The sequence below is a fragment of the Chloroflexota bacterium genome (assembly GCA_020161265.1).
Taxonomy (GTDB): Bacteria; Chloroflexota; Chloroflexia; order Chloroflexales; family Herpetosiphonaceae; genus Herpetosiphon.
In genome coordinates this window covers 73883-88176 of record JAIUOC010000009.1, presented here as the reverse complement: position 1 = coordinate 88176, position 14294 = coordinate 73883, and the positions used below count along the sequence as shown (strand labels likewise).

The window sequence follows — 14294 nt, the reverse complement described above, 5'->3', positions numbered from 1 at the left end:
GTGCGCTATGCAGAAAACGTCTACGCCTCAATTGCGTCAATTTCTGATTGATAATGCTGAGCAAGTGATCGCCCGCTGGGTGCATCGCCTCGGCACTGCTGTGCCCAAAAATGGGGTGCATTTTCCCTCAGTGCATGTGCGGCGTTTATATGAGTTGCTGCTGACGTTACCTGCTGAGCAAACCGATCTTGAACTAGCTTTGGTTGAGTTGGGCATCGATTGGCATGCCTTTGAATTAACCACGCTGATTCAGCTGAGTTTTCAGTTACGCCCAGCAATCGTCGATGTATTGCAAACCCACAAGCTGACGCGCTGGCAATCGTCGAACGAGCTTGATCAATTGGTCGAGCGCTGTACGATTTTGCTCACCAACCATCACAACACCACAGTGCAAGCCGAATTGCGTGAACAGGTGGCCCAAGCCGAATATCTGCTTGATCATCAAGCCCAAATGGCTTCAGAATCCGATTATTTTGCTTTGCAGATGTCTACGCTCTACGAGCTTTCGCAAGCCATGAGCGCCTCACTGGATCGCGAAATTCTTGAAGATATTGGCCCACGAATTCTCTCAGCGTTTACTGTCGAGCGCTGTGCAATTGTGTTGCGGATCGACGACGACACTTGGATGATCGAACATGCTTGGGGCGATGATTGGGCCAAATTAACCGGTCAGCCGCTTGATCCTGAAAATTTGCCTGCAGCGCTCAAAGTCGCTACCGCTCAGGGTATGGTGCAACTCCAACCTGTGATCGAACCGCATAGCACCTCGTGGATGGTCGATAACCAAGGAGCGTTGTTTGTGCCGCTGCGCCAAGAAAACAATATGCTTGGTTGTTTGGTGGCCCAAGGCTCAACTTTGATCGAGCGCATCGATGATGTGATGATGAACCTCTGGCGCACGGTTGCCAACCAAATTGTGGTCACGCTGCAAAATATTCGTTTGTATAGCACAGTGCAGCAATTAAACGCCGACCTCGAACGCAAAGTTGCCGAGCGTACCGCCGAACTGAGCGAAGAACGCGATCGGCTCGAAGCGATTGCTGATATTGCTCGCGATATTTCTACTCTCGAAATTGATGTGCTGCTCAACCGGATTTTGCAAGCACTAGCCAACCTGACTGGCGTGCAACATGGCTCGGTGATGCTGATCGACGCAGCCACTGGTTTGCTGGTTGATCGGGCAACTTTGGCCGGAATTTCGCATACCCTTGGTTCGCGGCGCTTCCAAATTGGTGAAGGCTTGGTCGGCTGGATCGCCCAACACCGTCAGCCTGCCTTGGTTAACGATGTGACCAACGATGATCGTTGGGTGCAAGTTGATGCCTTTGGCCAAGAGGTTGGCAAAAATACTGGTTCGTTGGTGGGCATGCCGCTGATCGCTGGCGATGATATTGTGGGCGTGTTGATGCTCTCGCATCCCAAATCGCACTTTTTCAATCAAAGCCATATGCGTTTGCTCAAAGCAATTGCTGGCGAAATCGCAATTGCCATTTATAACGCCCAGCTTTACGAATATTTGGCCGAACGCACCATCAAGCTTTCAACTATGTTGCGCCATCAAGAAGAAGTTTCGAGCCAAAACAACGCTATTTTACAATCGCTCAACGATGCAGTGATTGTGTTCAATCTTGATCGCAATATTATTTTGGCCAACGCTGCCGCCGAATCAATTCTGGATCGGCCACTTGATGAGTTGGTAACCCAAAGCTTCGATGAGTTGCTTGAATCATTGCATATCAAATTGCCAGGCGATCCGCTGGGAGCGGTTTTGAATAACCCCGATGCGGCCCAAACCCAAGGCATTATCATCAAACGGGCAACCCAATCGATCAGCGTCACTTTGGTTCCGGTGATGACTGAGCGTGGCGAATTGCTGGGCGCGTGTTTGATTGGCCGTGATATTACTCGCGAAGTCGAATCGGATCGGTTGAAAACTGAGTTTATTGGTACGGTTTCGCACGAGTTACGCACGCCGATGACCTCGATCAAAGGCTATACCCAATTGCTGGCGATGGGTTCGTTGGGCGAAGTAAATTCCACTCAGAAGGAATTTCTCAATACCATTGCCCATAACTCTGAGCGCATGATCGCGATTATCAACGATTTGCTGGATATCACCAAGATTGAAACTGGCAGCGTTGAATTGCAAATGGCCCGGCTGATGGTCGCCGATGTCATGAGTAGCGTGGTTGGCAATGCACGAGCCGAAATCACCCAGCGCCAACAAGAATTCTCGCTGAGCCTCGCGCCCAATTTGCCGTACATTTGGAGCGATATGGAGCGTATTCGCCAAGTGGCCTCGAACGTGCTCTCAAACGCGATCAAATACACGCCCAATGGCGGCAAAATCAGCGTGAAAGCCTTCGAAATCAATTTCAATGATATTCCAAACAAGCAACGTGAAGGGCTGCAAGTCGGGCGGCGCTATATCGCCTTGGCGGTGCAAGATAGCGGCGTGGGCATCGACCCCAGCGAACATGAAAAAGTCTTTGATCGCTTCTATCGTACCGAAAACCCGCTAAAAATTGAGGCTGGCGGGACGGGCTTAGGGCTTTCGCTGGTTCGCCCGCTAATTCAACTGATGGGTGGCCGGATTTGGCTTGAAAGTGCGGTCAACCAAGGCACAACCTTTACGTTTATTATGCCAGTCGCTGCTGATTAACATGTTCTAGATGGGTTCTGAATAAAAACGTAGCTGATACGTAGGCTACGTTTTTTGCATCTTCGCGACGAGCCGCCTATAATCAAGCGACAAACTACCATCCTCAAGGACGTTGCATGGAATGTCAAGACGTGCGCCGCCAACTTGCGGCAGGAATTCGTCCGGCGGTGCGCCCGCCCGAACGTGCTCAAATGGGTTTCCACATTGCCAATTGTGCCGATTGCTATGCCTTATTAGAAGTATTGCAGGTTGAAGAGCAGCGCCAATTATTAACGACTCTGCTTGAAGAGCCAGTGCTTGCAGCAGTTACGCCCACGCCAGTACCCACTAACCCAACTCGCCGCCGCTGGCCGCTGGCCGTTTTTGCTATGCTGGCAGTATTGGTGCTTGGCGGTGGTTGGTGGTGGTGGAGCACGCCTGAGCAAGTGGTTGGAGTGCAAATTGAGCCAAGTACCACGCCAGTGCCAGTTATTGCAGGCGGCGTAGCTGAACCAAGTTTGATTCCAGTGATTCAGCCAACGGCTACCGCCCAAGTCATTGCCACAACTGAGCCAAGTGCAACCCCGCGACCAACCAACACCCCACGACCGAGCGCAACCCCGCGACCATTAGCCGCCATGACGGTGGCAATTTTGGGTTTGGATCGACGGCCTGGCGAGACTGAGCCAGCGCGGGCTGATGCGTTGTTGGTTTTGCATCTCAATCCACGCAATCAAAGCGCGGCCTTGGTTTCCTTGCCCCGCGATTTATGGGTCGCTTTGCCGCCAGAATATGGCTTTTCGGTCAAATTAAATGCTACTTATATGTATGGTGAGGGCGATAATGGCGATGCTGAAGCTGGAGCCGAATTGGCACGCCAAACCTTGAGCACTACCATCGGCCAGCCAATTGATGCAGTAGTGGTTACAACCTTTGAAGAAATGATCACCATGGTCGATTTAATTGGGGGCATTGAGGTTGATGTGCCCAAAGAAATTTACGATTCGCGTTACCCAACCTTTGATTATGGCTATATGGAAGCACATTTTTTGCCAGGCATCCAACATATGGATGGAGCAACGGCGCTAATTTATAGCCGCACTCGTCATGCCGACAACGATTTTGAGCGTGGTAAGCGTCAACAGCAGGTGCTTTTAGCGATTTTTGCCCGCTTACAAAACCTCATGCAAGCCAATAATAGCGTTGACAACATCGAATTGGTTAGCTCGTTGTACAATACCCTCGAATATACCAGCATCGATTTGCCGACGACCTTGCGTTTGGTGCTGGCAATCCAGAATTTCGAGCCAACAGCGATTCAGCGCGAATCGATTGATTTAAACTATGGCTATGAAACTAGCACGAGCGATGGTGCTTACATCATTCAACCAGATTTACCAGCAATTCAAGCGCGAATTGCCGAATTATTCAAGTAGATTATGCCAAGCATAATCCTAGCGATAGGCTAGCCCAGCTAGGCTATCTTGATAGCATATGAAACTAACACCGCGTTTCGACCGCATTTTGCCATTAATCAGTTTGGTGGTTTTAGGCTTGATGGTGGTCTTTCTGCTCGAATCCAACCCTGATTATCCCTTGGTAGCTCGCATTAGCAACGACCTACCAGTGATTTCGGTGGCGTGGTTTATTATCGCCTTGCTGGTAATTATTATCAGCACCGGAGCCGATTTATTGGCCAAAGCGCACCCTGCCTTGGAGCATCGCGAACTGTTGCGTTTGCCTGGCCCACTCAGCAAAATCGAGATTGTGCCCTTGTTTTGGGTTTTGCCCTCAGCAGTTGTGGTTGGCTCGTTTGCCTTCTTTCGGCTGTTTCAAGAAACCTTGCAAGGCACGGCTTTTATTTTGGTGTTGGTGGTTTGTGGCAGCTTATTAACTGGAACCTTGGTTGCCCAACACTATGTGCTCGATCGCGATACTGAGGTGCGTGATAAGGCACGGGTTGGCTTGCAAGCAGTGGCCTATTTGGTAGCTTTTGGTATGTTCAGCGCCATTGCCAACGCCCACTATCGCATGATTTTCACTGGCATTTTGGCATTTAGTGCCAGTGTGCCCTTGGCTTATCGTCTGCTAGCCCGCAATGTCAACGATCACCAACGCCCATTATCGTTGGCATTAACCGTGGTTGGTGTGGTGATTGCTGAGGCTGCGGCAATGCTTAGCTTCTGGCCTGCACCATTTTTGATTGTTGGAACGCTGCTCACGGCGCTGTTTTATGTGATGATGAACTTGCTGCATCATGCCCAAGCTGGCACGCTTGATCGGCGCATCGGCTGGGAATTGGGAATTGTCGGCGCAGCCGTCTTTGTGATTTTGACCGCAACGACCTTATGAACACCAATGTTATCGATTTTGATGATGCCGGTTTGGCCTTAGCCTTAGCGCAATTACAGCAAGGCCAAATTCTCTGCTTTCCAACCGATACCGTCTATGGCATTGGTGGCTCGGCTTTGGATGAAGCAGCGATTGCCCAAGTTTTTCAGGCCAAAGCACGGCCAGCTACGGTTGCGCTACCTGTGTTGTTGGCTGATTTGGATGATTTGCCCAAGGTTGCCCGCGATATTCCCGATTTGGCGTGGCGTTTGGCTGAGGCTTGGTGGCCAGGCGGCTTGACCTTAGTCTTGCCAGCGGTCGCGCAGCTACCGCAATTATTAACTGCTGGCAAAGCGACAATTGCCGTGCGAGTGCCAAACCATGGGCAATTGCGCAACTTGATTCGCCAATTTGGCACGCCAATTGCTGGAACCAGCGCCAATTTGCATGGCCAGCCAACGCCGAATACCGCGCAAGCTGTGGCTGAACAATTGGCTGGGCGCGTGCCGCTAGTGCTTGATGGTGGGTTTGCAACGGGCGAACAACCCTCAACGATTGTCGATCTCAGTGGTGAGCAACCGACAATTTTGCGTCAAGGCCTGATTTCAGCGGCGCAACTCAGCCCTTGGTTGGAAGCCTAACCCGCTCAAGGGCTGAGCCATAAGCGCGGCAGATTTGCTAGAATAATTGGGCAATGGGGGCGGCATAGGCAGTCCATCAGTTAAAGCCAACGTGCCATGATGTCCTTTGGGTGCAAGTCCCAACGTCTCCACCAAACCTCTTTTGATGAGCCTCAAACATTCCCAAAAAATACCTAAGTACTAGCGATAGTTAACCTAAAAGTGCTAGCCAAATACCTGATTTTTGCAGCTCTAACTTAACTCTTTGATGCGTATTGGAGGTGGAGTTATAGCCGAAGGAAGGGTATATGCTTAGTCGTATCAAACAAATCAAACGATCATCGTGGGTTATTATGGCCTTAATTGTGGCCTTGCTAGCTAGTTTTAATCAGATTAGTCGCGATCAAAAGGCGATTTTGCGCCTCGAAGCCAAGCGTGATGCAAATATTGCCTTGAGTGGACATCATCTATGGCGTGAGTTTGATACACTCAATATTTATGTTCGTGATGCTTGGCAAGATTTTGAAGCAGGCGATCTTGAACAAACAATTGCCAATTTAAACCAAACTATTCCAAGACTCAATATGCTCGATAGCCTGGTTGACATCTATAACCAAGCAATTAGCCATCGTCACCTTCAAAGTCAACGTGGGCTTTACGCACCACGCCTGCTTTCCCTGCATATTACCGTAGGTTGGTCGAATGATCTGGCGTTGATTCGGATTGCATTAATTGAGCAAGGCAAACTGAATGCTGCTCAAATTAAACAGTTTAAGGCAATTCAATTTGACATCGATCGCTTTGCGTATCACTTTTCGCGTGATGTGCTGGTAACGGGCGACCCACAGCAACTCGAGTATGCCCTAACCCACTGGTGTGGCACGTTGCAAACCGAAGATGCAAAATTGTCGGTTGGTATGTTTGGTGATTCATCGTTGGCGGCCTGCAATTATGTTGATGAGCTGCTGAAACAAACCCAACGCTAGGCAACAGAAGATTTTTTAGAGCAATTACACTGAGCGCTGGCCGCTGATTTTGGCTACATCCCTAGATTAAACTCCTGCTTTGCCCAAGCGATTGTGCGTTTGCGAGCTTCGGCCAAATCAACCAACGGCTGATAGCCAAAATCGTTGGCGGCCTTGACTCCAGTAAACCAAAAATCAACGCAGGTTGAGGTAACTGTGTAGCGGGTGAGGCTTGGGCGTTTTTTGCTGCGCGTTGTGCGATACCAGAACTCGCTGGGCCATGCCAGGAAATTCATTAAGCCAAATGGCACATGGCGCTTGGCCATGCACAAACCCAAGGCTTCAACAATCGGCTTGAGAAACAGAAAAAAGTTATCAGGATTAGGATCAACTAAGAAATAGGCTTGGCCACTCATCGCGCCATTTTTAGTCAAATGTTGAGCGGCTAAAATATGGCCATGCGCGGCGTTTTCAACATAAATATGCGAAAATCGCGCCGAGCCATTGCCCAACCTTGGAATTGGGCCACGCTTGCCTAAATTCACCAACGATGGCAAGCGATGCGAATCGCCTGGGCCATACACGCCACCCAATCGCAAGGCACAGGTTGCTAAGCCCGCTTGACCATTGGCGGCCAAAACCAAACGTTCGCCAGCGGTTTTGGTCGCGCCATAAATATCTAAGTGTTGCTTGGGATAGGGCAATTGCTCATCGCCAGCGCGAATTGGTTTGCCCTCGAAAACCACATCAACGCTGCTGGTATAAATCAGTTGGGCAACGCCTGTTGCTTGGCAAGCAGCAACCACATGCTGCGGCCCCAACACATTGACATCGTGCAGGAGTTGGGCATTGCCCCAACCCCAATCGACTGCTGCCGCACACAAAAAGACTGTGCCAACATCGGGACAGGCTTGCAATACCTGCTCGGCTTGACGTAAATCGCCTACAACCGATTCGACTTGAGGGTCAGGATAGGGCTGAAGATCAAAAACACGCACAGGGCGGCCTGATGCCAATAATTGCTGCACCAAATGTTTGCCGACAAAGCCACAACCACCAATCACCAACGCCCGTGTGGATTGCTTAAGCGCCATCGACCATTCCCCCAACTACAACGATGCAGGCTACGAATTCAATGCTTGTTCTAAAGATGCAAAGGCTGGCAAGCGCGAAACATCGATGCCTGAGCCAACCAAGCCTTGGGCCACATCGGGGTTGATGCCCACCAGCGCGGTTTCAGCCCCAACGAGGCTGGTTGCGGCAATTACGGCGGCCAATTCGCCAGCCATATGGACATCAACTAAGGGCACGCCGGTTACATCGAGCAGGACTTGGCGGGCACGTTGCTGCACCACGGCGCTGATAACTCGCTCACGAATTGTATTCAAACGCGCTTGATCAAGCTGGCCGACCAGTGGCACAACCAAACGCCGACCACCAAGCGGAATCACGGGCACACCTAACTCGCGAATAACCACGGCCTGTTGCTGGTTGGCCTCAAGCAATTGGGCTTGCTCGGCTGCCCGTTGTTTAAGCTCGGCTAGAGTATTTTGTAAGGTAGCAGTGCGTTCAGCCACCGTTTGTTCAAGGCTAGCTTGGAGCTGCTCAAGCTCGGTTTGGCGGATACGTGCGGTGTTGAGCGCGGTTGATAAGGCGCTGCTGTAGCGCGATAAGACCATACCAAGCACCAAGGCAACTGCGGTATAGCCGCCAATAATGCCGCCATAGTTTTTATCCATCGGCTTGGCAAAGCCCGTGATTTGCGGCACAAAAGCTTCGGCAAGGGCAGTTGCAATCAATCCAAACAGGCCAACACCAATCATCACGAATGTTAATTTGCGACCACTGAGCAAACTAGCCAAAGCCATGGGCACAGCCAAACCAAAAATAATCGCGCCGCTATCAGCTAAGCCAGTGCCAAGCAACATAATCAGTAAAAAGAACGATAAACCAAAAACGCTACCAAAGAGTGCCAATTTAAAATAATTGCGCCGCAACAGTAATAAAGCTACCAGAAAAATCATAATTGCGGCACCAATTGCCAGCGCAATACCGATTGCTTGAATTGAGGTAACTGGAGCAACGAATGGCACAATTAAAGCACCAGTGCTGGCCATAAACGAACCCAAAAGAATGCCCTGCATAATTTGGGCTTGCTGCTGTTGAACGGGGTCGGAATAATTGAGCGAATGAAGCCATTGTTGAAAAAAACGTTTCACGGGTGGCTCCTCAAGGGATGGGAATAGTAGGTATAGTCTAGCGCTATTGTACCACCTTCGTTTGTAGGCTTGGTTAGCCTCAGCTTACACCTTGCTAACAGTTACAATCCCACAAAAAAGCCAAGCCCATTAACTGAGCTTGGCGGGATATTCAGCTTCAGTTAGCGATTAAACCAACCGTTCGCGAATATATGTAGCCAGTTCATTGATATGGATGCGAGCTTGGCTCATGGTGTCGCGGTCGCGCACGGTTACGGTGTCCAGCAAGCTGGCATCATCGCCACGGCCTAAAGTATCGAAATCGACGGTGACGCAGAAGGGCGTACCAACTTCATCGTGGCGGCGGTAGCCTTTGCCGATGTTGCCTGTATCTTCGTAGAAAATCCGACCGATCCCGGTTGCCATCAACAACGATTTGATCGCTTTGGCTTTTTCGACGATCTCAGGTTTGTTGCGAGCCAAAGGCAACACCGCTACTTTGATTGGAGCCAAGTGGGGCTTGAGCTTGAGCACAATCCGTTCTGAGCCATTTTCCAAGGTTTCTTTGGTAAAGGCTTCGGTCAAAATCGCCAATACCCCACGATCAACCCCTGCCGATGGCTCGATCACGAATGGCACCAAAGGCTTTTGGGTCTCTGGATGCGGAATCGTCAGCTTGGCGGTGCTATCCTCGTTTGGCTCGACCTTGGCCGATAAGCCTAAATCGGCTTGACCACGGGTATGCGAACCAAGATCGAAGTCGGTTCGATTGGCGATCCCCTCGAGCTCTTCCAAGCCATGCGGAAACTGATAGAGAATATCAACGGTCGCTTTGGCATAATGCGCCAATTCATCGCCAGCTTGATGATAGGCTTGCAGATTTTCGCTGAGCAAGCCTTGATCACGCCACCATTGTAAGCGAGCTTCAACCCATTGGCTATGCCACTCGTCGTCGGTGCCAGGCTGAACGAAGAATTCAAGCTCCATTTGCTCAAATTCACGCACTCGAAAAATAAAGTTACGGGGCGTAATTTCGTTGCGGAAGGCCTTGCCGATTTGGGCGATCCCAAACGGCAAACGGCGTGAGGTGGCATCAACTACATTTTTAAAGTTGGTAAAAATTCCTTGGGCGGTTTCAGGCCGCAAGTAGGCAAACGAGCCTTCTTCGGCAATTGGGCCGACAGCGGTTTTGAACATCAAATTGAATGGGCGTGGCTCGGTCAGATCGGTTGAGCCACATTTTTCGCATTTGTTGTCTTTGAGTTGGTCGGCTCGCCAGCGACTTTTACAATTGCGACAATCAACCATTGGATCGGTAAAGGTTGCTTCGTGGCCTGAGTGGCGCAGCACCAAACGATGGGTCAAAATTGAGGCATCGAGGCCTTCCACATCGTCGCGTTCATAGACCATGGCACGCCACCATGCGGCTTTGAGATTGTTTTTGAGTTCAATCCCCAACGGGCCGTAATCATACGTACCTTGCAAACCGCCATAAATATCCGAGCCTGGAAAGATAAACCCACGCCGCTTGCATAACGAAACCAATTCATCCATCGATGTTGCTGGCATATAAACCTCCAGTAAAGGATGAGATATGAGGGATGAGGGATGAAAATTTCCCAAAGATCAACGTTTTATCGACCATCTTGGGCTATTTCAAGCTGCTTCATCCTTTATCCTTCATCCTTGCTAAAAACGTTCATCCCCAGACAACGCCATTGCTAGCATTGCCTGGGGACGAAGAAAACAAAACGCTTCGCGGTTCCACCCCAGTTCCTTGGTTGAACCAAGGCACCTTTGAGATCTATTGTAATTGGCTCCCCGTCGCCATTCGCTTGGTTCAAACTTGCGGGCTTACACTATCCCCACATCGCTGAATGTTGCATTCCAAGCTACTTCTACGGTTCATCGCCAATATGAATCACGTTGTTGGCTGCTACTGTAGCATTCTTGTCAATGCTTGCGTTCAGCCCAACGACTGATTTGATTAGGCGCTAAATTCGACTTCAGCAGTATTGGCGATCGTTGATCGTTGGGCTGCTTGCTCGTATTTAACGGCTCGGTCGTTGCTTACTTGGGTATAAATTTGCGTTGTTGAAATACTTGCATGGCCCAGCAACTCTTGCACCTCGCGCAAATCTCGGCCACGGTTGAGCATATGGGTTGCAAACGAGTGGCGCAAGGTATGCGGTGTCAGATCGCTCAGCCCCAAGCGTTCGGCGTAGCCCTTCAAAATCAACCAAAAGCCTTGGCGGGTAAGCCGCTTGCCACGGTGATTGAGAAACAAAGCTGGATCGCCGCCGTTACGGCTAATTTGGCCACGGGCAATATCGAGATATTCTTCCAAGGCAGTGCTGGCGCTGCCAACAATCGGCAGATTCCGCTCTTTATTGGCCTTGCCCAAGCAGCGAATCTGGTGGATCGCCAGATCAACATCGCCCACATCGAGCGCAACCAACTCGCTGACGCGCATGCCAGTGGCATACAACACTTCGAGCATGGCTTTATCGCGCAGACCTTCGGGGCCGCTGGTGGTCAAAGGTAACTCAAGCAGTTCATCAACTTGGGCGACCGTAATTGCCTTGGGCAAGAACCGATCAACCTTGGGTGAATCCAAGTTTTCGGTTGGATTCGTGGCGATACTATGCTGGCCTTGCAGGTATTCAAAAAACGATTTAATTGCAGCAGTACGACGTGCGATCGTGGAGGTTGCGTAGCGCTTTTCTTTGAGAAAGAGCAAGAACGCCAACAGGTCATCGCGGGAGACGTTGCTCCAGCTGCCTGTATTACGTTCAACAATGAAGTTAACAAATTGGTCAAGGTCGGTTCGATAGGCGGCAATCGTGTTACCGGTCAAACCGCGCTCAACCGTTAAATACGCCAAAAACTGTTCTAGCTGCTGCTGCATGAGCACCCTCCAACGTCGGGATATGCGTTTCCAAAATTCCCCGCAGCGCCTATGTTAGCACCAAGAATTGCTTATGTCAAAGATGATTGATTGTTGGGGATTGGGGATCGGTTGGCGGGGATCGGGATATTCTTCGGGCCGAATCGAAGCCTAGAGGTTGGGAGTTGTATATCAATCCCGACTCCGATCCCCAGCCCCCAATAACCGATCCCCAGCAATCAAAAGTTGATCAACCTTAAATATCAATAATATCATCGGAGCGCCCAGCAGCCAGCCGTGACCAGTGCGAAATTGGCCGTCCAGCGGGGCGATTGACGGCTTGGCCATGCTCGTCAGTGCGCATTTGGGCCGAGCGGGTGTTGAAAAAGCGTTGAGGCCAGCCGACTGGAGAATCTTCCCAAGCCTCTTGCCGCCCATAAATCGTCATATCGAGCATGGCATAGGAACTGCCCATTTGCTCACAGCCACGACCAGTTGTCCAGTAGGTTTCAAACACCCGACCATTATCCTGAACATAACAAACCCAGATGCCGAAATGGCGATCAGCAATCAGCGCATCAAGCGAGGATTTGGGCACGGAATACCAAGGCAGCTCCCAGCCCATAAATTCGCGGTAGCGGTTGCTTTCGGCAAATGGGCCTTGGCTCAAGACGGCAAAGGTGACATCACGCGAATGCAAATAGCCCAATTCCAGCACATGGCCAATATTCATGGTGCAGCCCTCGCACTGTTGGGCGGCATTCGCGCCATGATGCCACATCATATAAGCGGCAAACAGTTGCTTGCGGCCCTCAAAAACCTCGATCAACGGAACCAAGCCGTTTGGGCCGATCACCGGAGTTGTGGCAGCAACCTCAACCATGGGCAAGCGCCGACGCGCAGCGGCAATCGCATCGCCCTCGTGGGTATGAGCCTTCTCACGGGTTCGCAAGCTGTTCAGTTCGGCTTGAAATGTGGTGCGGTCAACGGCAGCGGGCAGGCTGGGGCCATGCATATCGCTTAGGGGAATCAGGTCATTCGTGCGATTACTCATCAGATGCTCCTTCATCACTACAATAAACTGCTTTGGTATCATAGCATGAAATGCGAACAAATGATCTATTTATGGAATGGGGGGTGGTCGTTGGAGGTCGGGGGGCGGTTGATGGGTATTTAAGACAAGATCAAGCATTGGGTCGGAGACAGCTATTGTGAATCAGGGGATCGGTTGTTAAAAGCGATGCTTTTACCGATCCCCAGCCCCCAACAACCGATCCCTAAGCTTTACCCTTGAATGATGGCCAAAACTTCATCGCGCTTGGCTTCCATCAACTCTTTGCTGCGGGCTTCGAGGTTGAGCCGCAACAATGGCTCGGTGTTAGAGCCACGTACATTGAAGTGCCAATCGGGATAATTGACCGATAGACCATCCATAGTGTGTTGCTCTGCATCGCTATATTTCTCGGCCAAGGTTGCCAATACAGCTTTAACATCGGCAACTTTGGTGTTGATTTCGCCTGAGATGAAGTAGGTTGCTTCGAGCGGGGCTAGCAATTCGCTCAGGGTTTTGCCCTTCTTCGAAAGCATTTCCAAAATAATCAACGATGGAATTACGCCCGAATCGGCATAATTGAAATCGCCAAAATAGTAGTGGCCAGTTACTTCGCCCGCGAAAATCGCCCCTTCGTTGGACATGCGAGCCTTGATAAAGGCATGACCAACCCGCTCCATCAGCGGTACACCACCAGCAGCCCCAATTAGTTCGGGAACGGCCCACGAAGCCCGTACATCATACAAAATTTTGGCTCCCGGGTGTTTTTCGAGGAAGTACTGACCCATCAGCGCGGTCATAAAATCGCCAGAGATAAATTGGCCGCGATTGTCGATTGCAAAGAAGCGGTCGCCATCGCCATCGAAGGCAAAGCCCACATCGGCGTTTTCGCTGACCACGCGAGCTTCGAGTTCGGCGCGATTTTCTGGTTGCAATGGGTCAAGCCCGTGGTTGGGCAAGGTGCCATCGGGATCAAGATACAGCCCAATCAATTCGACAGGCAAGCGTTCGTAGACCCGTTGGAGAATTGGTCCGACCATGCCATTACCAGTGTCGGCAATCACTTTGAGCGGCTTGAGGCTGGCTACATCGATCAATTGCAAGACCGATTCGATAAATTCTTCGCTCAGGTCAAGCTCGCTCATGCTGCCTTGACGAGTTGGCTCAGCAAAGGCTTCGCTCTCGACCAATTTGCGCAAATCTTGAATGCCAGCATCGCCTGAGAGCAACTGCGGCATCTTTTTGACCATTTTGAAGCCATTGTATTGTTTGGGGTTGTGCGAGGCCGTCACCATCATGCCTGGTAGGCCCAATTTGGTACAAGCAAAATAATATTGATCGGTGCTAACCATGCCGATGTTGATCACATCAGCGCCTTGGTGCATCAAACCCCGCGTCACTGCATCGAAAATCGATGGGCCTGATGTACGCATATCGCGGCCAACGACCACCGTTTCAGCTTGCAAAAATGAGGCGAAAGCGCGTCCAATCAAAAATGCTACATCTTCGTTGAGTTCGCTGGGGTAAATCCCGCGAATATCATAGGCTTTGAAAATCCCTGGATTGACCTGCATCGTCGTATCCTTTCTGTGCAGAGCGAT

11 protein-coding genes are annotated in these 14294 nt (G+C 50.7%); 5 read left to right on the top strand and 6 right to left on the bottom strand.

Annotated elements, in window-relative coordinates; all coding sequences use genetic code 11:
* Positions 1-7 precede the first annotated feature (7 nt).
* The 5 genes from LCH85_19785 (at position 8) to LCH85_19765 (ending at position 6578) form a co-directional block, all read left to right on the top strand.
* Entirely contained in the window at positions 8-2662 is a 2655-nt protein-coding gene (locus tag LCH85_19785; protein MCA0354242.1) for a GAF domain-containing protein, read from the top strand.
* A gap of 116 nt (positions 2663-2778) precedes the next feature.
* Entirely contained in the window at positions 2779-4077 is a 1299-nt protein-coding gene (locus LCH85_19780; GenBank protein MCA0354241.1) for an LCP family protein, read from the top strand.
* A gap of 58 nt (positions 4078-4135) precedes the next feature.
* Complete coding sequence (locus tag LCH85_19775) at positions 4136-4993, top strand: hypothetical protein (GenBank protein MCA0354240.1); 858 nt, start codon at positions 4136-4138, stop codon at positions 4991-4993.
* The gene (locus tag LCH85_19770) at positions 4990-5613 is read left to right on the top strand and encodes a threonylcarbamoyl-AMP synthase (protein ID MCA0354239.1); all 624 of its coding nucleotides are present in this window, start codon (positions 4990-4992) and stop codon (positions 5611-5613) included. The genes LCH85_19775 and LCH85_19770 overlap by 4 nt, the downstream gene beginning before the upstream one ends.
* 287 nt (positions 5614-5900) lie before the next feature.
* The gene (locus LCH85_19765; protein ID MCA0354238.1) at positions 5901-6578 is read left to right on the top strand and encodes a hypothetical protein; all 678 of its coding nucleotides are present in this window, start codon (positions 5901-5903) and stop codon (positions 6576-6578) included.
* A gap of 53 nt (positions 6579-6631) precedes the next feature.
* Here LCH85_19765 and LCH85_19760 read toward each other — a convergent pair whose 3' ends face one another.
* The 6 genes from LCH85_19760 to LCH85_19735 form a co-directional block, all read right to left on the bottom strand.
* Positions 6632-7651 carry an NAD-dependent epimerase/dehydratase family protein gene (locus tag LCH85_19760; protein MCA0354237.1) on the bottom strand — a complete coding sequence of 340 codons (1020 nt, stop codon included), beginning with the start codon at positions 7649-7651 and terminating at the stop codon, positions 6632-6634.
* A gap of 30 nt (positions 7652-7681) precedes the next feature.
* A complete protein-coding gene (locus LCH85_19755; protein ID MCA0354236.1) occupies positions 7682-8776 on the bottom strand; it encodes an STAS domain-containing protein in 1095 nt (364 codons plus the stop codon).
* A gap of 168 nt (positions 8777-8944) precedes the next feature.
* Positions 8945-10324 carry a glycine--tRNA ligase gene (locus LCH85_19750; protein ID MCA0354235.1) on the bottom strand — a complete coding sequence of 460 codons (1380 nt, stop codon included), beginning with the start codon at positions 10322-10324 and terminating at the stop codon, positions 8945-8947.
* A 418-nt stretch (positions 10325-10742) separates the two neighbouring features.
* Complete coding sequence (locus LCH85_19745; GenBank protein MCA0354234.1) at positions 10743-11663, bottom strand: tyrosine recombinase XerD; 921 nt, start codon at positions 11661-11663, stop codon at positions 10743-10745.
* Between the two features lie 235 nt (positions 11664-11898).
* On the bottom strand, positions 11899-12696 hold the full coding sequence (locus LCH85_19740; GenBank protein MCA0354233.1) for a DUF899 domain-containing protein: 798 nt from the start codon (positions 12694-12696) through the stop codon (positions 11899-11901).
* Between the two features lie 230 nt (positions 12697-12926).
* On the bottom strand, positions 12927-14267 hold the full coding sequence (locus LCH85_19735; GenBank protein ID MCA0354232.1) for a phosphomannomutase/phosphoglucomutase: 1341 nt from the start codon (positions 14265-14267) through the stop codon (positions 12927-12929).
* Positions 14268-14294: the final 27 nt, after the last annotated feature.

What these genes read in the sequence shown, in the direction of transcription:
- LCH85_19745 (MCA0354234.1), bottom strand. Translation starts at nt 11,663, where the DNA reads ATGCAGCAGCAGCTAGAACAGTTTTTGGCGTATTTAACGGTTGAGCGC.
- LCH85_19770 (MCA0354239.1), top strand. Translation starts at nt 4,990, where the DNA reads ATGAACACCAATGTTATCGATTTTGATGATGCCGGTTTGGCCTTAGCC.
- LCH85_19735 (MCA0354232.1), bottom strand. Translation starts at nt 14,267, where the DNA reads ATGCAGGTCAATCCAGGGATTTTCAAAGCCTATGATATTCGCGGGATT.
- LCH85_19780 (MCA0354241.1), top strand. Translation starts at nt 2,779, where the DNA reads ATGGAATGTCAAGACGTGCGCCGCCAACTTGCGGCAGGAATTCGTCCG.
- LCH85_19785 (MCA0354242.1), top strand. Translation starts at nt 8, where the DNA reads ATGCAGAAAACGTCTACGCCTCAATTGCGTCAATTTCTGATTGATAAT.
- LCH85_19750 (MCA0354235.1), bottom strand. Translation starts at nt 10,324, where the DNA reads ATGCCAGCAACATCGATGGATGAATTGGTTTCGTTATGCAAGCGGCGT.
- LCH85_19740 (MCA0354233.1), bottom strand. Translation starts at nt 12,696, where the DNA reads ATGAGTAATCGCACGAATGACCTGATTCCCCTAAGCGATATGCATGGC.
- LCH85_19765 (MCA0354238.1), top strand. Translation starts at nt 5,901, where the DNA reads ATGCTTAGTCGTATCAAACAAATCAAACGATCATCGTGGGTTATTATG.
- LCH85_19760 (MCA0354237.1), bottom strand. Translation starts at nt 7,651, where the DNA reads ATGGCGCTTAAGCAATCCACACGGGCGTTGGTGATTGGTGGTTGTGGC.
- LCH85_19775 (MCA0354240.1), top strand. Translation starts at nt 4,136, where the DNA reads ATGAAACTAACACCGCGTTTCGACCGCATTTTGCCATTAATCAGTTTG.